The 20,700-nt window shown below is 62.1% G+C and carries 15 protein-coding genes and 1 pseudogene; 6 read left to right on the top strand and 10 right to left on the bottom strand.

The genetic code is table 11. The features are described 5' to 3' along the window. Positions 1-8: 8 nt before the first annotated feature. The 9 genes and pseudogenes from AWC12_RS04175 to AWC12_RS04135 all read right to left on the bottom strand — a co-directional run bounded on the left by AWC12_RS04175 (position 9) and on the right by AWC12_RS04135 (position 11,288). The gene (locus AWC12_RS04175) at positions 9-1,628 is read right to left on the bottom strand and encodes a fatty acid--CoA ligase (protein WP_017205326.1); all 1,620 of its coding nucleotides are present in this window, start codon (positions 1,626-1,628) and stop codon (positions 9-11) included. Between the two features lie 26 nt (positions 1,629-1,654). Next, complete coding sequence (locus AWC12_RS04170; RefSeq protein ID WP_011560574.1) at positions 1,655-2,308, bottom strand: transglutaminase-like domain-containing protein; 654 nt, start codon at positions 2,306-2,308, stop codon at positions 1,655-1,657. Then, positions 2,305-3,762 carry a cytochrome P450 gene (locus tag AWC12_RS04165; protein WP_011560575.1) on the bottom strand — a complete coding sequence of 486 codons (1,458 nt, stop codon included), beginning with the start codon at positions 3,760-3,762 and terminating at the stop codon, positions 2,305-2,307. The genes AWC12_RS04170 and AWC12_RS04165 overlap by 4 nt, the downstream gene beginning before the upstream one ends. 145 nt (positions 3,763-3,907) lie before the next feature. Beyond that, a complete protein-coding gene (locus tag AWC12_RS04160; RefSeq protein ID WP_017205328.1) occupies positions 3,908-5,407 on the bottom strand; it encodes a flavin-containing monooxygenase in 1,500 nt (499 codons plus the stop codon). 76 nt (positions 5,408-5,483) lie between these two features. Next, on the bottom strand, positions 5,484-6,449 hold the full coding sequence (locus AWC12_RS04155) for an alpha/beta hydrolase (protein WP_012296509.1): 966 nt from the start codon (positions 6,447-6,449) through the stop codon (positions 5,484-5,486). After that, entirely contained in the window at positions 6,446-7,963 is a 1,518-nt protein-coding gene (locus tag AWC12_RS04150) for a flavin-containing monooxygenase (RefSeq protein ID WP_011560579.1), read from the bottom strand. Before AWC12_RS04150 ends, AWC12_RS04155 begins: the two co-directional genes overlap by 4 nt. Positions 7,964-8,007: 44 nt before the next feature. Beyond that, positions 8,008-9,501, bottom strand: coding sequence for a flavin-containing monooxygenase (locus AWC12_RS04145; protein ID WP_011560580.1), 1,494 nt, complete (start codon positions 9,499-9,501; stop codon positions 8,008-8,010). Further along, positions 9,498-10,421 carry a hypothetical protein gene (locus tag AWC12_RS04140; protein WP_005086594.1) on the bottom strand — a complete coding sequence of 308 codons (924 nt, stop codon included), beginning with the start codon at positions 10,419-10,421 and terminating at the stop codon, positions 9,498-9,500. The genes AWC12_RS04145 and AWC12_RS04140 overlap by 4 nt, the downstream gene beginning before the upstream one ends. A 13-nt stretch (positions 10,422-10,434) precedes the next feature. After that, a pseudogene (locus AWC12_RS04135) lies at positions 10,435-11,288 on the bottom strand (SDR family NAD(P)-dependent oxidoreductase). Positions 11,289-11,416: 128 nt separating this feature from the next. On the opposite strand from AWC12_RS04135, the gene AWC12_RS04130 reads away from it, so the two are divergent. Next, the gene (locus AWC12_RS04130; protein WP_005086596.1) at positions 11,417-12,049 is read left to right on the top strand and encodes a TetR/AcrR family transcriptional regulator; all 633 of its coding nucleotides are present in this window, start codon (positions 11,417-11,419) and stop codon (positions 12,047-12,049) included. Between the two features lie 181 nt (positions 12,050-12,230). Here AWC12_RS04130 and AWC12_RS04125 read toward each other — a convergent pair whose 3' ends face one another. Continuing rightward, positions 12,231-13,100, bottom strand: coding sequence for a metal-dependent hydrolase (locus AWC12_RS04125; RefSeq protein WP_011560583.1), 870 nt, complete (start codon positions 13,098-13,100; stop codon positions 12,231-12,233). Positions 13,101-13,169: 69 nt separating this feature from the next. Between AWC12_RS04125 and AWC12_RS04120 the strand changes: the two genes are divergently transcribed. From AWC12_RS04120 to AWC12_RS04100, 5 genes are all read left to right on the top strand, one after another. Continuing rightward, positions 13,170-13,844 carry a TetR/AcrR family transcriptional regulator gene (locus AWC12_RS04120; RefSeq protein ID WP_011560584.1) on the top strand — a complete coding sequence of 225 codons (675 nt, stop codon included), beginning with the start codon at positions 13,170-13,172 and terminating at the stop codon, positions 13,842-13,844. A 343-nt stretch (positions 13,845-14,187) separates the two neighbouring features. Further along, complete coding sequence (locus AWC12_RS04115) at positions 14,188-15,789, top strand: acyl-CoA carboxylase subunit beta (RefSeq protein WP_011560585.1); 1,602 nt, start codon at positions 14,188-14,190, stop codon at positions 15,787-15,789. Between the two features lie 5 nt (positions 15,790-15,794). Then, a complete protein-coding gene (locus tag AWC12_RS04110; protein ID WP_005116476.1) occupies positions 15,795-17,828 on the top strand; it encodes an ATP-binding protein in 2,034 nt (677 codons plus the stop codon). A gap of 54 nt (positions 17,829-17,882) precedes the next feature. Next, the gene (locus tag AWC12_RS04105) at positions 17,883-19,037 is read left to right on the top strand and encodes an acyl-CoA dehydrogenase family protein (RefSeq protein WP_011560586.1); all 1,155 of its coding nucleotides are present in this window, start codon (positions 17,883-17,885) and stop codon (positions 19,035-19,037) included. A 26-nt stretch (positions 19,038-19,063) separates the two neighbouring features. Then, positions 19,064-20,617 (top strand): acyl-CoA synthetase, encoded by a 1,554-nt coding sequence (locus AWC12_RS04100; protein ID WP_011560587.1) that lies wholly within the window; start codon positions 19,064-19,066, stop codon positions 20,615-20,617. Positions 20,618-20,700: the final 83 nt, after the last annotated feature.

The following is a 20,700-nucleotide window of genomic DNA, read 5'->3' as shown; positions in this document are numbered from 1 at the left end:
ATTTGACGTTATGACGTTTCGATTTCGATGAGGTATTCGCCGGCAGAGTGGCGCGCACGGATGACCTTTTTGTCGTACTTTCCGACGCTCGTCCTCGGAATATCGGACACGAAGCTCCATCGCTCGGGAATCCACCATTTGGCGACTTTGTCCGCAAGGAACGATCGGAGTTGGTCAATGTCAACGTCGGTTCCGGGGTGGACGACGACAAGCGCCAACGGCCTTTCCTGCCATTTATCGTCCGCGACGCCGACTACCGCCGCTTCGTACACGGCAGGGTGGCCGATCAGCGTGTTTTCCAGCTCCACCGAGGAGATCCATTCGCCACCTGACTTGATGACGTCTTTCGAGCGGTCGGTCAGTGTCAGATAGCCCTCGGCGTCGATCTTGCCCACATCACCGGTACGCAGCCATCCTTCGTCGAACTTCTCCGTATCGTTGTTTCCGAAATAGGACCCGGTGATCCAGGGACCGCGCGCCTGGATCTCCCCAACTGATTGCCCGTCCCACGGCACGTCTTTCCCGTCGTCGTCCCGCAACCGGATTTCGACACCGCAGATCGGTCGGCCCTGGGATGCGCGCAGCTCCCAGCGCCGCGTCGCGTCGGCTCTGTGAGCCGGACGTGCAACGGTCGCCAACGGAGAGGTTTCGGTCATACCCCAGGCCTGCACAATGGGCACGTCGTACTTCTCTTCGAATGCCCGCATCAACGAAAGCGGAACAGCAGACCCCCCGCACGCGACCAGCCGTAACGAAGAAATGTCCCGCTCAGGGTGCGAATCCAGATATCGGTCGACATCGTTCCAGATCGTCGGCACTGCACCGGCCAAGGTCGGTCTGGTGTCTTCGATGATCGACACCAACGGTTCGGCTTGGAGATACCGGTCAGGCAGTACCAGATCCGCACCGGACATCAACGCTGCGTAAATAAGCCCCCACGCATTGGCGTGAAACATTGGGACGATGGCCAGCACACGGTCGGCCTCGCTGACTGACAAAGCGTTAGCTGTGCAGGCGGTCAGGGAGTGAAGGTACGTCGAACGGTGGCTGTAGACGACGCCTTTGGGATCTCCGGTGGTACCGCTCGTATAACACATGGCCGCGGCGGACAGCTCGTCGAGCTCAGGCCAGTCAAATGATTCTTCTTGGCCGGCAAGCACTTCCTCGTAACGCAGAACGGTCTTCCCGCATCCCTGGAGCGGGGCAAGGTCGCCCTCTCCGGTGACGATGACGGTGTGCACCGACGCCATCGCTGGGAGCGCGCGCGCCAACAACGGGGCAACCGAAGCGTCGACTAGGACGATCTGATCGCTCGCGTGATTGGCGATGTACGCCAGTTGCTCTGGGGCCAAACGAATGTTGAGCGTGTGCAGGACCGCGCCCATGGAGGGAATCGCACAGTAGGCCTCCAGATGTTCCTGGTTGCTCCACTGGAAGGTGGCCACGCGTTGGTCTGCCGTGACGCCAAGACTGCGCAGCGCATTGGCAAGGCGAGCCACTCGCGCCAGCACAATGCGGTAAGGCGTTCTCCGATATCCATTTCCGGTCGGAGTGACGACCTCGCTGTCACCGTGTATGGCTGCCGCATGCTGGACGATCGCCGACACCGTGAGCGGAACATTTTGCATTGTGCTTTGCATCGTGTAGTGCCCTTTCAGGCGAAGAGGTCGGGACGGCTGTTCGGCTGATCGATGAATGTGCCGTAATGCGTTCTCAGTGCTTGCAGGATGTCTGCTAGGGGTAGATCGTCGTAGGCTCCCCGGTCGCGCAGATACTCCATGTGCTGGGTGCCGTCAGCGGTGAAACCATGGAGTAGCGCGTCGCTACGGCCGTCGAATTCGATCGGCGAGACACCGAAGCGTGCGCACAGCTCGCGATTGAACGCCGGGGTGGCCTTTACCCACGCACCGTTGAGGAACATGAGACTGTAGCCGTGGTAGACGAAAACGTCGCTACCACCCATCCGCTCGCGCAATGCCTTGGTCTGGAGGTGGTTTCGGACGTCGGCGAACCCCAGCCGCGCCGGGATTCCCGCCGCTCGGCACGCTGCAGTCAAGAGCACGGCCTTCGGGACGCAGTAGGCCCGTTCTGCGGTCGCGACGGTGCTGGCGCGATACGCGTGCGGGTTGTCGGTCACCGTGTAGGGGTCGTACCAAATGGAGTCACGGACCGCGGTGAAGATGGCGATGGCCTTCTCGGTGTCGCCGCAGGCACCACGGATCGCCGATGACACGAAGTCACGTACCGAATCTTGTTGCCAGTCAAGAAACTCCGTGGGTTCGAGGTAGGGGCTGTGGTCGACGGTCATCGGCGCTTCATCTCCAACGGAAGTCCGTCCACCGGAATGGGCAGCGAGGTGTTGTCCCATCGGACGTGATAGTTCTCCGGAACCTTCCAAGTGAACGAACGCAGCATCCTGTGCAGGATTGCTTTGACTTCGAGCGTCCCGAATTGCATGCCGATGCACTTGTGCGCTCCACCTCCGAACGGAACCCAGGCGAATCGGTGGTGTTGGTCTTCGCGCCGAGGCTCGTCGAAACGTGAGGGATCGAACCGCTCCGGATCACTCCAGATCGTTCGATCGAAGTGATTCACGGCAGGCGTTATAGCGCATAACGTGTTCGAGGGGATGTGATATCCATCGATGGCGACATCTCGAACCGTCTTGCGCATCACCAGCGGAACAGGTGCAAGCAGTCTGAGCGCTTCCTTGATCACGAGGTCGATGACCGTCATCTTCTCCAGGGCCTCGATGTCCGGCAACCCGTCACCGATGGCCGCGGCTTCCGCAGCCGCAGCCTCCTGCCACTGCGGATACTTGGCAAGGAAATAGGTGACCGCTGTGGTGGTGATCGTCGAGGTGTCGTGGGCCGCCATCATCAAGAAGATCATGTGATTCACCACATCCTCGTCGGAAAACCGCTCCCCGTCTTCGGTCGTGGCTTGACAGAGAGCAGCGAACAGATCCTCCGTTTCACCGGCTCGCGCGGCCGGCAGATGCCGGAAGAAGTAGTCCTCCAAAACGCGCCGCCCTTGCACACCAGCGCGGAATCTGGTTCCCGGAAGCGGAGCACGCACAAGGGAACTCGCCGCCCGGACCGTAGCGACGAACGCCTTGTTGACAGCATCGCTCTCGTCCTTGCCGCGGCCGCCCATGAAGACGTCGGTAGCGATGTCGAGGGTGAGTTCCTTCAACAGTGGGTAGATTCGAACCGACGGGCCCACCGGCCACGCAGGCACTGCCGAGCGAACGCATGGCGTTACCTGTTCGACGTATCCGGTCAGGCGCGGACGCGTAAACGCCTCCTGCATGATGCGCCGGTGCATCAAGTGCTCGTCGAAGCTCATGAGCATCAAACCGCGATGGAAGAAGGCGTCGATCAGGAAGGACCAGCCATCCTGAGAGAATGCTTTCGCTTCGCTCGTGAACGCCTCTCGAGTGGCGTCAGGGCCGGCGATGACCACCATCTTGGTGCCGAACGCGCCCATCCACGACACCGAACCCAGACGGTCGTAGCGCTCTCGACTGAAATCCGAGCCGAATCGGATGTAGTCGAGCGTGTGACCTACGAAGGGCAGTCCGGCATCCCCCCGGACGGCTTTCAATCCACTGCCCGCGGGTGCCGGTGCCAGTTCACGAACCGGCCAGTCCCGGCTCCATCGACGCCATCTGTCGTCGACGGCGTGAGGCGCGGGGACCATGATCACAGAGGACAACCGCTCCTTCACGTGGTGCGCAGGTGCGAGAAGGTGATTCGTCATGGTTCCTCCTGGACGCTGGGCCGCTTTGACGGCGTCCACCAGTCTTTACAAAGATGCCATTGATGTCAATATCTAGACATTATTGGCCTAGCGGTTAAGTGCGCGTCTCGTGCCCTTAGTCGGCCAGGCTCGGTTCTGCAGGGTCTCAGACCTTTAGACGCCCGACGTTTCTCAAGACGTAATCGCCGCTGTGCGGCTTCCGGGTAAGGAGTCGATAAACCAAGGTAGGCCCCGGCCAGTTCGTCGGGATTTCCCCGCTCGAGGTTCGATACCAGCTCGCACACAGCGCCCACACCGACCTCCGTAGTCGCCTTCTCAAGCGCGTGTTGTAGCGTTGCGCGCTCTCCGTCCTGACATCGATCGCATGACCCGGATGAGCAGCCACGGCTTTGATGAGCGTTGCGATGTGACGGACTTGTGACTCGATCATGTAGAGGATCGACCCCGAGCCCACATTCGTGTTGGGACCATAAAGCAGGAACAGGTTCGGGAACATGGGGACAGTGATGCCCAGATATGCGTACGCCTGGGTCTTCCACACCTCGGCCAAGGAGACTCCGCGAGAGCCGCGCACGGACATCGGGGCGAGAAAATCGGTGGCGCGAAACCCGGTTCCGTAGATCACGACATCTGCAGGACGAAACTCTCCATCCACGGTCTTGACACCGTTGTCGCAGAGCTCTGCGATAGCCTTCGGCACCAACGACACGCGATCACTCGCGATTGCTGGATAGTAATCATTCGAGAACAGCACTCGCTTGCACCCTGGCGCGTCCGAAGGCATCAATTGCTCGCGCAAAGATGGGCTAGCAACCTGCCGATGTAGGTGGCGGCGCGCGATCGCACCGAGGACGCGTGAGAGGGGCTTCGCGTCGACTAGCGTCACAGCGAGCAACTCGAAAATTAGCCATACCGCGAAACGCTCGAGGCGCAGCGCCATCGGCAATAACTCGCTCACCCTGTCGTGAAGGACTCCATACCTGCTGTCCCACTTCGGCAAGATCCACGGAGCCGTGCGCTGATATAGCGTGACATGCTCCGCCTCCTGGGCGATGTGTGGCACGAATTGGATGGCACTAGCTCCTGTGCCGATGACGGCTACTTGCTTGCCGCGAAGCGAAACCGATCGGTCCCAACGCGCCGAATGAAAGCGCGGCCCCTGGAAGGTGTCTGCGTCGGCAATAACGGGTACGTGGGGCAAGGAGAGCTGACCCACGGCCGAGACGACGACATCGCAGGTTATTGTCTCGTTCGAGTTCGTAACCAGGGTCCAACGCCCTAGCTGGTCATCGAAGGTCATTGCGACAACTTCGGTCTGGGTACGCAGATGCGCGGCCAGTCCGCCACTCTCCACGAGTTGTTGGAGGTACTTGAGTATCTCGGGTTGCTCGGCATATCGCCGTGACCAACGAGGATTGGGCTTGTACGAGAGTGAGTACAACGCTGACGGCACGTCGCAGGCCGCTCCCGGATAGGTGTTGTCACGCCAAACACCCCCGATGTCTGCAGCCTTTTCCAGGATCGTGAAGTTCGTGAACCCGTCCTTCTTCAGCCGGTGGGCCATCGCAACCCCGGCGAAGCCGGCCCCGATGATCACGATCGACGGATCGTATGCGCGACAGGCCGTCGCGAAGTTGCTGCTCATGAGGCAGAGACGACTGACTTCACGCTGCGGCGGTCGAGGTGGTGTAGGTGTAGGAGCATTGCCTGTTCGGACACTTTCACCTGACTTCCGAGGCTTCAAGGAAGCGTCCCGCTCGATGAATCGCGTCTCGGGCTTCGGGAAGAATCCGGAACATAGCCTGGAATACATGGATCTGTCCCCGGTATACCTGGATCTCGACGTGGGATCCAGCTGATTGAAGTCGCTCGGCGAGACGGCGCGAGTCATCGATCAACATTTCTCTCCCGCCCACCTGAATGAGGATCGGCGGCATCGAGGTGAGGTCCGCGTCAAGCACGCTGAGGCGCGGATCTCCGCGATCTGCGCCACCTACGTAGAGGTCAAGAGCGCGCGCCGCTGATTGAGCGGAGGCAAAAGGATCCCGGCGGCGAATTTCACGCGCTCTGGCAAGTTCGCACCTGAGATCCAGGACGGGAGACATCAGCAGCATCGCATCAGGGAGCGGCAATCCAACTGCACGTGCGCCCAAGGCCGTGGCCATCGTGAGCTGACCGCCCGCTGAATCGCCGGCAACCGCGACGGTGCGCTGACAAGAACCCGGGGACCCTCCGCTGGTAAGCCAGCGATACGCATTCAGCGCATCGTCCGCGGCTGCGGGATAGGGATACCGCGGGGCAAGACGATACTTCACTGCGAAGATGGGGCGCCCGCTCGCCGAGGCGAGTTCACCAAGAAGACCGCGGTGCGTCTCCGGCGAGCACATAGAATAGGCGCCGCCGTGGATGTACAGCAAAGGGTTGGCATGCGGATTAATGGCAGGCGTGGTGATCCAGTCCCCACGAACCGGGCCTCCGGCGAATACAGTGTCAACCTTGCGCACTGTGACGCCGCGCCGAGGCCGTGAGGCTACGAGCGCTGTTCGAAGCACGCGATCCATCACCGCAAGTCCGTAGGCGTTTGATGGCATCAGCTGCGCCAGTGGCCGCAGCGTGGTTCGCGAGGACATCGCGACGAGATGACTGGCAAGACTGGGCTGCCAGTCAGGGGCATCCATTCTGGTCACCGGGGACACACCTCTTCGGGCCGATTCTCGAATCGGTAGTCCGAGAGGCGAAAGGTGCGGCTCCGCCAATAGGTCTCCAGAGTCGTTGATGGACGGAGTGGAACGTCACCGTGCCTGTCGAAGTAGTAGCTGTTGGCATTGGAACAGCTCGGCTGCCAGAAAACCTGTCTGTGACGCCGCCTTAGCACTTCGGCGAAATAACGGTCGTTCGCCTCCTTCTTGACCTCCACGCAGTTAGCACCCAGCGCCCGCGCGCGACGAAGACACCGGACGATGTGCCGACTCTGCGCCTCGATGAGCGTGAAGTACGAGGAACCGTTGTAGCCGTACGGGCCGAAGATGTTGAAATGATTCGGAAATCCCGGGACGCTCACCCCTTCGAAGGCCTGCAGTCGATGCTCGTCCCACCATGTAGCCTGCTCCAGCCCGCCGCGTCCCTTCAATACGTAAGTTGGCATGTTGCCCGACTCCATCACTTTGAAGCCGGTGGCCAGGATCAAGACGTCAATGGGATGAGCTTTGCCGTCTCGAGTATGGACGGATGCATGGTCGATATGGGTTATGCCGCTCGTCTCGAGCGAAACGTTGGACCGGTTGTACGTTGCGAGATAGGAATTGTGGAAGCTGGGTCGTTTACAGCCCAACGAGTAGCGCGGAATGAGTTGTTCTCTCGTCGTCGGGTCATGGACCTCACGCCGCATGTACCGCTTTGCGGCGCTCTCCATGACATCGGCGAACGGTATCACCGTATGAAAGTGAGCGGCGATTGGGAAAGTGATTTCCACGAACGCCTGGCTGGCGGTCCGGGTCGCCAATTGTGCCCCCGGCAGGAAATGTAGAAGCCTTCCACCCCACGTCGGTATGGGGAAGTCTGGCTTCGGCAGACAATAAATTGGAGTTCGCTGAAATACCGTCAGACTCTCTGCTTTCTTTGCGACTTCGGGTATCAGTTGCACCGCCGATGCACCGGTACCGATTACTGCAACCCTCTTCCCGCTGAGATCTTTGGCATTGTCCCATCTAGCCGTGTGGAGCGTAACGCCGGCGAAATCTCGCACCCCCTTGATTTCAGGCCACTTTGGCCGACTGAGAACGCCGGAGCAATTTATCACGAAGCGTGCCGTGAACTCCTCACCATTGGCACTGGTCAAATGCCACCGTGTTGCGTTCTCGTCGAAACAAGCCTCGGTAATGGTTGTGTTGAAACGAATATGGTCCCAGAGCCGATACTTTTCAACACATCGCTCGGCATAGGCTTTGAGCTCATTGCCGTGGGCGTACGTGCGCGACCAAGAGGGCCGCATTTCGTATGAGAATTGATAACTGAACGACGGTATATCGACAGCGATACCCGGGTAGGTGTTCCAGTGCCACGTACCACCTACGCCATCGGCGTCATCAACCATCAAGAAGTCGGTAAATCCCGCCTTCATCAAGCTAATGCCAGACCCGATGCCGGAAAATCCAGCTCCTATGATAATTATCTCGTAATTACGGTCGGACTTGCGATCCATTCCTGTATTTCACCGTTCTGACGGTCAGCCCTGCAAACTTGTATTCAGAGTGATTGCGTCAGCTCGACGTGTGTATCGTCGCGCCGGGTTATCACGTAATCATGAGGATCCAAGCGGGATAGTTCTCTCATAAACTGGGTCGCGAAACCTGGGTACATCGTGCCGTTGTAGCCGTCCTCGGTCAAATACCAACTGCTGCACCCCGAATTCCAAGTCGTTCGTCGAAGGCGGCGCTGAATTTCGGAGTGATAGCGGTCCTGACGATCCTCCCTCACATCCAAAGTGCCGATGTCATTTTGCTGAAGGAGCTTGATCGCCTTGACTATATAGTCAATTGCAGCCTCCATATATACGAGCGCCGAGTTGTGGCCTGGCCCGGAATTCGGTCCGAAAGTGAAGAATAAGTTCGGATACCCGGCCACGCTCACGCTCTTGAAGGCAAATGTCCCCTGAGACCATTCATCGCCGAGCTTCCGACCGCCGAGGCCGCTAATCGGGAACGGGGTGCCACGTTTGGCCACATCGAAGCCAGTGGCAAATACGATACAGTCCACTTCGTGCTCGACACCGTCGGCGGTCCGAACACCGTTGGGTGACAATGTGGCGATCGGCCAGCTGATCAGCTTGCAGTTATCCGCCTGTAGCGCAGGGTAATAATCACTGGTCATGAGCATGCGCTTGCATCCAGGCCTGAAATGGGGCGTCAACTGACGTCTCAACCAGGAGTCTTTCACCTGCCGACGGAGATGAGCCTTGGCCGCCAGCTGTATCGCGGACGTCGCGGCGGTGTTCCAGACCATACCCACTGCCATCACTTCGTGGGCCCAAAACCACGCGTCGCGGAGCGCTTGTTCGCTCACCGGCAGGTGTGTGAAGGTCGAACGCGCCCAGGCCGGATGCCTGAAGTTCACCCTGGGCAACACCCAGCCGGGCGTTCTCTGGAAGACTTTGACCGAGGCAGCCGACTTTACGAGCTCGGGAATGATCTGAACCGCGCTCGCGCCTGTCCCGATGACTGCAACCCTCTTACCGCCGAGATCGTAGCCATGGTCCCATCGAGCGCTGTGGATCTTTTTTCCACCGTACGAGTCAATACCCCGAATATCGGGAAAGCTGGCGTTGGCAAGTGGTCCACTGGCCATCACAACTGACCGGGTGTGATACCGCTTTCCATCTGCCGTGTCGGCCATCCAGATGCCGGCACTCTCATCGAATTCCAAGGCAGTCACGTCGGTATCAAACTGGATGAACCGGGCAAGATCGTACTTGTCGACCATATCGTCGATATATTCGAGGATCTCAGCGCTCCCCGAGTAGGTACGAGTCCAGCCCGGATTCGGCTCGAACGAGTAGGAGTAGAGAAGCGAGGGAATATCGCAGGCCGCACCGGGATAAGTATTGTCTCGCCAGGTGCCTCCGACGCGATCTGACCGTTCCAGGATGACGAAGTCATCCGTGCCCTCTTGAAGCAGTCTGATCGCCGCACCGATACCTGCGAACCCGGCGCCGACGATCAACGTCGTCGTGGTGCCTGTCATTTGGCAACCGGTTCGTAGGTCAGTTCGTCCGTCCAGGATGGCGGCCGACCGAAAATCTGAACAGGGAAAACATCGATCGCATTGCCAAGGCGCTGAGACACGAAGTGCAGAGGCTGGGACCGCTTGATGGACGACGACATGTGCGCCTTCAAGATGTGATAGCCGGGCACCCTCCGCGTATGCTCACTGCGATCGCCGACATTGGCATACCGCGTCACTGCGTTGTATAACTTCTCCTCGGACAGACCCATAGCGTTGAGATTCATCAACATGCGCGTCAGGAGCGGGATATACAGCAACGCGCCGGTGAGAATGCGCGGGTCGACAAGAGCACCCGCAGTTTGAATGGCGTGGATTCGCATCGGGCTGGCGCCCAGGTCATTCAAGACCTGGAAGCCAACCGCGAGATGCCTTGATTCGTCGCTGTTGACCTTGTTGAACACCTCCCCGCACACAGGGTCGTCAACCTCATCGAGGAGAAACTTCAGCAGCGCTCCATCGAGCGCAGTCTCCAGTGCCGGAATCGCGGCCCCGATGACGGTCAGGGGCAGGGCTTCCGCATAACGGTCCAGCCATTCGATGACCAGCCGAATATTCTTGTTCGGGACCGGTTTCTCGCCTTCCTCGAGCATGCCCCAGCGACGCATCAAGGCAAGTTCGGCATTGGCGTGACGCTGCTCCTCGGCGTGAAAGTAACGGTAAATGTCTCCGAGCGCTTCGAATGGCGCCTTTGGAGCCATCGCGGCGAAGGCACGTGCTCCAACATGCTCAATCCACACCACGTCGGACATGAATTGCTTGAGTTTGGGACGCTGTTCATCGGTGATCAGTTCCGCGCCAGGGGCGTTCCAATCGATATCGGCAAGAGCCCATTGCTTGTTTTTGATTGTCTCGAGCATGTCACTGTATGCGAAAGCCATTTTCCCTGCTCCTCTACTCGGCTGAATCGTTCCATGAGGCCATGCGCTCCACGAGGCCCAGCGTGCGAGTAAAGGGGCCGGGTAGGGCTCTTTGAGTTGCCACAAGACTTTGGCATCGAGTTGGGGTACTACATAAATTTGTCCGCGATCGTGCGCGTTCAACGTCGTTCGAGCAACGTGCTGTGGCGAAATGCCGGTCCATTTCATCAGGTTGGCCGCGAGTCTTGCAGCCGCCTCGTCGATTTGAGGATTGTTGACGATGTTCGTCTTCACGAAGGTGGGGCAAAGCACTGTGACGTTGATGTCAGTACCGCTCAGTTCGGCCGCCAATGTCTCCGACAGAGCGAGCACCCCGGCCTTGCTCACGTTGTAAGCCGCCATCCGAGGGGCCGAGCCAAAGCTCGCTGCCGACGCCACATTGATGACTCCGCCATGCCCATTGCTGCGGAGCCGAGGCACAAAAGTCTCGCAGCCGTAGATAACGCCCCAGAGGTTGACAGAAATCGCCGCGTTCCAGTCCTCGATCGACGTCGCGCCGATGCGGTTGCCGCCCGCACCGATTCCGGCGTTGTTGATGACGAGGCTCGCAGCCTTCTCGAACCAGTCTTCGCTCACATCAGCGAGGTTGCGGACCTGCTCAAGATCGGTGACATCGCATTCGATGTCGAAGCCCTCGCCGCCAGCCTGCCTCACCAACTCTGCCGACTCTTTTGCAGTGACGGGATCTTTGTCGGCGCACACCACGCGTCCACCTCGGCGCGCAAGCTCCACGGCGAATGCGCGGCCGATACCGCTTCCTGCGCCCGTGACGACTGCATCGGCGCGGTGCGTTCTGCCTGGTGCGCCGCCGAAGGGCAGCAATCTCATCCGTCTGCCTTTCGGGTCGCGACATGGACGTCTGCTGTGGGGAAACTCTCATCTGGGGGCACCAGCCACCATTGGTGTCGCATGCCACCAGTTTGGTGGTGGAACGAGCACCTTGTCAAGATGGAGAGGTGCGGTCGAGAAACAAGCGCTGGGGTGGTCGGACCGGGGCCGAGCGTCGTGCCGAGCGACGGCAGCAATTGATCGAGGCCGCAACCGAGATTTGGAGTGAGAGCGGTTGGGCCGCGGTCACTATGCGCGGCGTATGCGCCCGCACAGGGCTGAACGATCGATACTTCTACGAGGGCTTCAAGACGCGCGATGAGCTGCTCGTTGCTGCGTGGGATGGCGTCCGCAATGACATGCTCGGCGAGGTCGCCGCGCTCTTCAACGAGCGTGCGAATCGGCCGCCGATCGAAACCATCACCGCGGCGATCACCATCGTGGTCGACCGGATCGCACGCGATCCCGGCCGGGCACGCATCCTCCTCGCTCAGCATGTCGGTAGCTCACCGCTACAAGACCGCCGCGCCGTGGCGCTACAGGAAGCAACGCAGTTGGTCGTTGAGGCAAGCCGGCCACACCTCCGACAAGATGCCGACGAGATAGCCCTTCGCATGGACACCCTGATCGCTGTCGGGGGATTCGTCGAAGTCATCACCGCCTGGCACTCCGGTTTGCTTGCGGTGACCGAGAAAGAAGTGGTCGCGCACACCAGCAGACTTGCTGAAACCCTGGCTCAACGCTATGTCATCAGCGACTGATCGAGGCTCACAACAGGCCAGCCAGCCCCGTGGCGATCGCTGCGAACCGCATTTGCGGGTCCGACCGCCACCTTCACCGGCCACCGAGCACCGAATCCGTGAGTCACCGACGCGTCGCACCCTGTTCGGAAGGAGCGACGCAGGAACGGAGCTCCTGCGTCGCCGCACTTCCGCATCTTTGCTATCCCGACGAAGCGATAACTCGCTGTGAACCGTCTTGGTCGAACAGTTCTTTGCTCCAATGCTCCAGGACCGCGGCGCTGTCCCAATCATCAGGATGGAAACCCGGGCGATTGTAGGAACGGAAACGCCGCAGCGCATCGGCGGTGAACATCGGGGTGCGACTAAAGCGGTACAGACTGCGCACCAGGGTGACCGGGTTATATGAGGCTCTATCAGCGGCCATAGACAAGGCAGTCTGCAGAATGAGCTCGCCGAACAGAATTACTGAAGCGATCCGCATGCCCCGTACACGGGTGCGCTCGGTTGCTCCCACCAGCCGATAGACATCAAAGGCAACCGCTTTGTGCTCCGACTCCTCGAAGGCATGCCACAGCAGAATCGGTCGAACCTCTGTCTGGCCGATGAGCTTCTGGGCGTCTTCGCTGGTAAGAATGATTTCTGCCAGCGTAGCGGTGTAGTGCTCCAACGCGGAGGTCATGGACAGCCGCATTTCCGGCGAAAAGCGCCGTTCCAATCGCTTGATCAAGCGTCCGACATGACGGTCGATTCGCGCGGTCGGATAACCCATGACCTGGAGTCGCTCGTTTAGGAGACGATGCTGGTGTCGATGTGTGGCCTCTTGTCCGATGAAACCCTTGACCGCTGTCTCTAGTTGGGGATCGTCGATGGAACTCTGGAAGTTCCTGACCGAGCGGATGAAGAAATCCTCGCCTTCCGGGAACGTCGCAGAAAGCACCGAGATGAAATGGCTCATCACCAGGTCGCCATCGACAAAATGTTGCCGCTTCGTGGAGGTCGGCATCGGAAACCGAACGCGCCTGGGTTTTGGCAGCACCCGGGTCGGGGTCGGGGCTTGATCGTCCGACATTTGAGGTCCTTCCTCGAAGTTTGGATCTGACTTTATGCCTTGTCAGATAAGACTGCCAGACTGTAGGACATGAGTCCAGCACGTGTCTATGGCGGGCTGTCCGCAACTCAACGCGATGCACAGCGTCGCGTGATGTTGATTGATGCCGCGGTCTCAATCATGGGCACCCACGGAGCTACCGCGTGCACCGTGACCGCCGTGTGTGCGAAATCAGGAGTGACGAGCCGGTACTTCTACCAACAGTTTCGCGATCGAGACGCGCTCTTGCGTGCGGTATTTGCCAAGATCTCCACTACCTTCCAAGCGGTGATAACCAGCGCCATTCCGGACGACACGGTTGCTCCTCAAGAACTGGCTTACGCTCCGATCAAGGCCCTGGTTCAGGTGATCGAGAACGATCCCCGCATGGCCCGCATACTGTTTGTCGAGTCGGGCGCAGAACCCCTCCTTCGGCAGCTGCGAAGCGATCTGATGACCGATTTTGCGGAGCTGGTGCTCAGAGAGGCCCGCTTGCACCTCGATATACCCAGCGATGTGCTCCAAGTCGCAGATCTCGCCGCTACCTACGGTGTCGGGGGCCTGTTCGAGATACTCCGTCGCTGGATAGATGGACAACTGAACCTCTCGACTGAAATGCTCATCGAGCACTGTGCGGGTTTTCTCGGCATTCTCGGCCTGTATACCCTCGGACAGGCGCCTGATCAGGCCGCTCCGCCGCTGGCCAAAGCCGAGGAGACCCGATAGATTCTGGCCGACCGGCGTTATGCACTACTCGGTTGGCTGAAGGGCATGGCGCGACACTGACAATCGCTGCGGGTGTTCACCCGAGATCGCGAACCGTAGACTCCACGCGCGCCGGACGAGGAACTCGATACGACCTCGCACGGGCCCTGTGTGCCGTCCCTCCCCAGTCAATTCCTTCGATCGCTCGATCTGCAGCGAACGCACCGCTTCGATCCTCGCCATTCGACGGAACCACGGCGCGGAACAAATCCGACGCCCGCCTGCGCCGTTGTCACCTGATGTTAATTGCGGCTAACATCAGCGCCTAGTAGATCGACGTCGATGCTCGCCCGGAAGGAAAACTTTGGTACAGGTCCTGCCCGATCGGGTCGACGACACCGCGCCCGGCTATCTCAAGAACCGCGAAGGACTGAGCGCGCAACTCGACACCATCGCGGAGCAACTGGCGCTGGTCAACGGCGGCGGCGGCGCGAAATACGTTGCGCGCCACCGTAAGCGGGGCAAGCTGCTTGTCCGCGAGCGCATCGAGCTGATGCTCGACCCCGACACGGCGTTCCTCGAACTATGCCCCTTCGCCGCCTGGGGCAGTAAGTTCCCCGTCGGCGGTAGCGTGGTGGTAGGCATCGGCGTGGTCGAGGGCATCGAGTCGATGATCATCGCCCACGACCCCACCGTCCGCGGCGGCGCATCGAACCCTTATACCTTCCGCAAGGTGTTCCGCGGCATGGCCATCGCGCGGGAGAACCGACTGCCCATCATCAACATCGTCGAATCTGGCGGCGCCGACCTGCCCACACAGGCAGAGATCTTCGTGCCCGGCGGACAGCTGTTCCACGACTTGACCCAGCACAGCGCAGCGGGGCTGCCGACACTGGCCCTGGTCTTCGGCAACTCGACCGCGGGAGGTGCGTACGTCCCGGGCATGTGCGACTACGTCGTGATGGTGCGCAACCGTTCCAAGGTGTTCCTCGGCGGTCCGCCGCTGGTCAAGATGGCCACGGGCGAGGTCTCCGATGACGAGTCGCTCGGCGGCGCCGACATGCACGCCCGCACCTCGGGGCTGGCCGATTACATGGCCGAGGACGAGCAGGATGCGATCCGCATCGGCCGTCGCATCATGGCGCGGCTCAACTGGCGGAAGAACGGCCCCGGACCCACCACGCCGCCGCACCCACCGGTGCACGACCCCGATCAGCTGCTCGGCATCGCGTCGGTCGATCCGAAGGTGCCCTTCGACCCCCGCGACGTCATCGCCCGAGTGGTCGACGGCTCGGCCTTCGACGAGTTCAAACCTCTCTACGGCACGTCACTCGTCACCGGCTGGGCCTCGATCCACGGCTTCCCGGTCGGCATCCTCGCAAACGCACGGGGCATCCTGTTCAGTGAGGAGGCCGAGAAAGGTTCGCAGTTCATCCAACTGGCAAATCAGATCGACACCCCCCTCATCTTCCTGCAGAACACCACCGGTTTCATGGTCGGTGCCGAGTACGAACAGGGCGGCATCATCAAGGACGGCGCCAAGATGATCAACGCCGTATCAAACAGCACGGTCCCCCACGTGACCATCACCATGGGTGCGTCCTACGGTGCCGGGAACTACGGCATGTGCGGGCGATCGTACTCACCGCGTTTCCTATTCGCTTGGCCTAACTCGAAGTCGGCCGTGATGGGTCCGGCGCAACTGGCCGGAGTGCTGTCCATCGTGGCGCGCGAGTCCGCCGCCGACCGCGGGCTGCCCTTCGACGAGCAGGCCGACGCCCAGATGCGCGCCGCCGTCGAGGAACAGATCGAGCGCGAATCCGTCGCACTGGCCAACAGCGGCCGACTTTACGACGACGGGATCATCGATCCCCGCGATACGCGGACCGTTCTCGGGTTCTGCCTGTCGGTGATCCACAACGGCGAGGTCCGTGGCCAGCGTGGCTACGGCGTGTTCCGGATGTGATGGCGATGCCCAAGATCCGCAAGGTCCTGGTCGCCAACCGTGGCGAGATCGCGCGGCGGGTGTTCCGCACTTGCCGCGATCTCGGGATCGCCACCGTCGCGGTCTATTCCGACGCCGACGCCGACGCGTGGCACGTCGCCGACGCCGACGAGGCCGTGCACCTTCCCGGCTCGTCTGCCGCCGAGACCTACCTCGACATCCACCGGATCATCGCCGCTGCCTCGCTCACCGGCGCGGACGCAGTACACCCCGGCTACGGCTTCCTTTCGGAAAACGCCGGGTTCGCGCGCGCCTGTGCCGCCGCCGACCTCGTCTTCATCGGTCCGCCGCCCGGGGCGATCGACGCGATGGGCTCGAAGCTGCAGGCCAAGAAGACGATGTCCGACGCGGGGGTGCCTGTGCTGCCCGGTGGCGACACGACGGGGCTATCGGCCGAGCAGCTGGCGAAGCTGGCCGCCGACGTCGGCTACCCCGTGCTGGTCAAGGCCAGCGCCGGCGGCGGTGGCCGAGGCATGCGCATTGTCGCGTCGCCGGACGAGCTCGACGAAGCGGTCACCTCCGCTTCGCGTGAGGCCGCCGCCGCGTTCGCCGACGGCACCGTCTTCCTCGAGCGTTACGTCCAGCGCCCACGCCACGTCGAGATCCAGATCATGGCCGACACGCACGGAAACGTCGTCTCTCTGTTCGAGCGCGAGTGCTCCGTGCAGCGTCGACACCAGAAGGTGATCGAGGAGGCGCCGTCACCGGTCGTCGACGACGCGTTGCGCGCTCGGATGAGCGAGGCCGCCATCGCCGCCGCGCGCGCCGTCGGCTACGTAGGCGCCGGGACGGTCGAGTTCGTCTACGACGCCGCTCAGGATGGCAAAGCCGACTCCTTCGCCTTCCTAGAGATGAACACCCGGCTGCAGGTCGAGCACCCGGTTACCGAGCTGATCACCGGCCTCGACCTGGTGCGTGCCCAGCTGCTCGTAGCCATGGGCCGCCCGCTGCCTGAGGAGATGCACAACCCGCGAATTCGCGGTCACGCGGTCGAGGCCCGGCTGTGCGCCGAGGATCCGGCCGATGACTACCGGCCCTGTACCGGCACCCTGCGCACCTTGGATGTCCCGGCGCTTGCCGGCGTGCGGGTTGACTCGGGTTTTCGTGCCGGTTCGGTCATCAGTCATTACTACGATTCGCTGCTGGCCAAGGTCATCGCGTGGGCACCAACGCGCGACGAGGCACTTGCCAGCCTCTCGGCGGCGCTGGCCGGCGCCCGTATTCACGGCGTGACCACCAATCGCAACCTGCTTGTTCGCGTCCTGCGCCATGACGAGTTCGCCGGGCGGGGCACCGACACTGGGTTCCTTGACCGACACGACGTCGCCCAACTCGGCGCTGCCCTCCCAGACACGCAGTCCGAGCGCCTGCACGCCGTCGCGGCGACCGTGGCCGGGGTGGCCGCGCGGCGTGCCGTCGCAACTCTGCAGGCCACGTTGCCCGCCGGCTGGCGCAACAACCCTTCGCAGCCGCAGACCACAACCTGGCAGACCCAGGGCGGGCGCGAAGTGCGCGTCGGGTACACGTTAGGTTCGACAGGGACCTGCCTGCAGGTCGACGACGAGCCGTTGGCCGACGTCGAGGTTGTCGAGGGCAGTAGCGAGCGGGTGGTGCTGCGCGTCGACGGGGTGCGCCGCACTTATGATGTCGTCCTCGACGGCGATGTTGCCCACCTCGACTCGGTCGCCGGCTACTCCGCCCTGCGGCTGGCGCCACGCTTCGTCGACCCGAGCACTCTGAACCCGCCCGGGTCGCTCACCGCGCCGATGCCGGGCTCGGTGATCCGACTACCGGTCGCCGAGGGCGAGACGGTGTCAGCCGGTCAAACGCTCGTCGTCCTGGAGGCGATGAAGATGGAGCACACCGTCGCGAGCCCGATCGACGGGGTGCTGAGCGCCCTGCCGGTCCAGGTCGGCCATCAGGTCTCGAGCGGTGACGTCCTCGCCGTGGTCGAGGCGGTGGACGGCGGTGAAGTGGCGTCGGACGCCACGGAGCTCTAATGAAGCCGGCGCGCTCCCGATCGGTGGCGCGTCGATACCGATGTGAGGAGTGTCATGGAATTGCACGAGACAGAGGAACGTCAGGACCTGCGCAAGGCGGTCGCCGAGATCGCCAAGGACTTCGGACACGAGTACTACCTGGAAAAGTCGCTGGCCGGCGGGAAGAGCACCGAGCTGTGGCAGGCCGTGGGCAAACAGGGCTTCCTCGGGGTGAACCTTTCCGAGCAGTACGGCGGCGGCGGCGGCGGCATCTACGACATGCAGATCGTCGGTGAGGAGCTCGCCGCGGCGGGCTGCCCGCTGCTGATGACCGTCGTCTCGCCGACCATCTGCGGCACGATCATCCAGGCATTCGGCAGTGAGGAACTCAAGCAGCAGTGGCTGCCGGGCATCGCCAGCGGCGAGACGATCATGGCATTCGCGATCACCGAGCCGGACGCGGGCTCGAACTCGCACAACATCTCCACGACCGCGAAACGCGACGGCGACGACTGGGTCATCAACGGCACCAAGTACTACATTTCTGGTGTCGACGAAGCCGAAGCGATCCTGGTCGTCACCCGAACGTCTACCAACGACAGTGGTCGCGGACTACTCAGCTTGCTCGTCGTGCCCACCGATGTCCCCGGGCTCACCAAGTCACTCATCCCGGTGCAGGCGGTCACTCCAGAGAAGCAGTTCACTCTATTCTTCGATGACGTCCGCGTGCCGGCCGCCAACCTTATCGGCGCGGAGAACGAGGGCCTGCGCCAGGTCTTCATGGGCCTGAACCCGGAGCGAATCATGGGGGCGGCGCTCGGCAACGGCATCGGTCGCTACGCGCTGGATAAAGCCGCCGATTACGCCCGCAACCGCCACGTGTGGGGAACGCCGATCGGCTCGCACCAAGGCGTATCGCACCCGCTCGCCCACGCCAAGATCCAGGTTGAGCTGGCCCGGTTGATGACTCAGCGTGCCGCCTCCCTGCACGACGCCGGCGATCCGGGGTCGGGTGAGGCGTCGAACATGGCGAAATATGCCGCAGCCGAGGCGGGCATCCTGGCGCTCGACCAGGCGATTCAAACCCACGGCGGCAACGGCATGGCCACCGAGTACGGCCTCGCCACGTTGTGGGGTCCGGCCCGGCTCATGCGCACCGCGCCGATCAGCCGCGAAATGATCCTCAACTTCGTGGCGCAGCACAGCCTGAAACTGCCCGCGTCCTACTGAGTCGCCGCGGAATGAAAGGGAATCGAATGCAACTCGGCATCGGTCAGTGGGTGAGCCGGCGCGCCTTCCTCAACGGCGGGCGCACCGCGTTGATCAGCAACGGCGCGCACATCACCTACGCCGACCTCGATCGGCGCACCAACCAGGTCGCCGCCGCACTCATCGCCCTCGGCGTGCGCAAGGGCGATCGGGTCGCGATGCTGCTGGTCAATTCGACCGAGTTCATCGAGGTGCTGCTGGGCTGCGCCAAAATCGGCGCACTTGCAGTTCCGCTCAACGTGCGCCTTGCCGGACCCGAGATCGGCTACATCCTGGCCGACTCAGGCGCCGATGTTCTGGTCTTCCACGAGCCGTTCGCCGCGCAGGCCAGGAGCGCCGTCACCGAGTCCGGAGTCCGCGTGCGCCATGTCGTGCGCGCCGGTGGGGTGCCGGCGCCGGGCGAGCTCGGCTACGAAGACGTCGTCTCGGGCGCCGCGCCCGAACCGCTCAACGGTGACGTCGACGGCCGCGACCCCGCGTTCATCATGTACACGTCGGGGACGACGGGCCGACCCAAGGGCGCGATCCTCACCCACGACAACCTGCTATGGAACGCGATCAACGTCCTCGGCACCGACATCGGCCTGCGGGGCGAGGACGTCACCGTCGCGGTGGCGCCGATGTTCCACATCGGCGGGCTGGGAGTACACACCCTGCCGCTGTTGTACGTCGGCGGCACCAGCGTGATCATGCCGTCCTTCGAGCCGCGAGCGACGTTACAGGCGATGGCCGACCACCACGTCACGGTCCAGTTCATGGTGCCGGCCATGTGGACCGCACTCACACAGGTGCCCGACTTCGACTCCTTCAACCTGTCTGCGCTGCGTTTCGCCATGGGCGGCGGGTCGCCCGTCCCCCTCACGGTCATCGACTTCATGCGCGAGCGAGGCGTGCCCTTCACCGAGGGCTTCGGCATGACCGAGACCGCTCCCTTGGTGACCGTCCTCGACGCCGAGAACGTCAGCACGCGGGCCGGGTCGATCGGCCGCGTCGCAATGCATGTCGACGCCCGCATCGTCGACGACGACGACCGCGACGTCGCGACCGACACCGTGGGCGAACTGATCGTGCGCGGCCCGAATGTGTTCACCGGCTACTGGATGAAGGCCGAGGCGAGCGCCGAGGCGTTACGCGGGGGCTGGTTCCACACGGGCGACCTCGGGCGCATGGACGCCGAGGGCTTCATCACCCTCGTCGACCGCAAGAAGGACATGATCATCTCCGGCGGCGAGAACGTCTACCCGATCGAGGTCGAGCAGGTTCTCTTCCGCCACCCGGCGGTGTTCGACGCCGCCGTGATCGGCGGTAAGGACGCGAAGTGGGGCGAACGCGTCGTCGCGGTCGTGGTCGCCGACCCGGCGACACAGGCGCCGAGCGCCGAGGAGATCGTAGCGTGGTGCCGGGAGCGGCTGGCACACTTCAAGTGTCCGCGTGACGTGCACTTCGTCGCCGAACTGCCGCGCAATGCCACCGGCAAGCTGCTCAAGACCGAGCTGCGCGCGCAGTTCACGGGCATCGAGGGCGGAGTCGTTTTGCGCTGAGTCGTGCCGCTGCACATCGCGGGTTCGAAGCAGGGCCCCTAAATCATGAACTGAGAAGAGGATGCGACAGCATCGGCGGGGGC

The organism is Mycolicibacterium iranicum, assembly GCF_002101705.1.
GTDB lineage: Bacteria > Actinomycetota > Actinomycetes > Mycobacteriales > Mycobacteriaceae > Mycobacterium > Mycobacterium iranicum.
The sequence above is the reverse complement of the archived record's forward strand: the minus strand, read 5'-3'. Positions and strand labels throughout refer to the sequence as shown.

Excerpts from the sequence above, each read along its gene's own strand:
- AWC12_RS04175 (WP_017205326.1), bottom strand. The coding sequence starts at position 1,628 with ATGCAAAATGTTCCGCTCACGGTGTCGGCGATCGTCCAGCATGCGGCA.
- AWC12_RS04170 (WP_011560574.1), bottom strand. The coding sequence starts at position 2,308 with ATGACCGTCGACCACAGCCCCTACCTCGAACCCACGGAGTTTCTTGAC.
- AWC12_RS04165 (WP_011560575.1), bottom strand. The coding sequence starts at position 3,762 with ATGACGAATCACCTTCTCGCACCTGCGCACCACGTGAAGGAGCGGTTG.
- AWC12_RS04160 (WP_017205328.1), bottom strand. The coding sequence starts at position 5,407 with ATGAGCAGCAACTTCGCGACGGCCTGTCGCGCATACGATCCGTCGATC.
- AWC12_RS04150 (WP_011560579.1), bottom strand. The coding sequence starts at position 7,963 with ATGGATCGCAAGTCCGACCGTAATTACGAGATAATTATCATAGGAGCT.
- AWC12_RS04145 (WP_011560580.1), bottom strand. The coding sequence starts at position 9,501 with ATGACAGGCACCACGACGACGTTGATCGTCGGCGCCGGGTTCGCAGGT.
- AWC12_RS04140 (WP_005086594.1), bottom strand. The coding sequence starts at position 10,421 with ATGGCTTTCGCATACAGTGACATGCTCGAGACAATCAAAAACAAGCAA.
- AWC12_RS04125 (WP_011560583.1), bottom strand. The coding sequence starts at position 13,100 with ATGTCGGACGATCAAGCCCCGACCCCGACCCGGGTGCTGCCAAAACCC.
- AWC12_RS04120 (WP_011560584.1), top strand. The coding sequence starts at position 13,170 with ATGAGTCCAGCACGTGTCTATGGCGGGCTGTCCGCAACTCAACGCGAT.
- AWC12_RS04110 (WP_005116476.1), top strand. The coding sequence starts at position 15,795 with ATGCCCAAGATCCGCAAGGTCCTGGTCGCCAACCGTGGCGAGATCGCG.
- AWC12_RS04105 (WP_011560586.1), top strand. The coding sequence starts at position 17,883 with ATGGAATTGCACGAGACAGAGGAACGTCAGGACCTGCGCAAGGCGGTC.
- AWC12_RS04100 (WP_011560587.1), top strand. The coding sequence starts at position 19,064 with ATGCAACTCGGCATCGGTCAGTGGGTGAGCCGGCGCGCCTTCCTCAAC.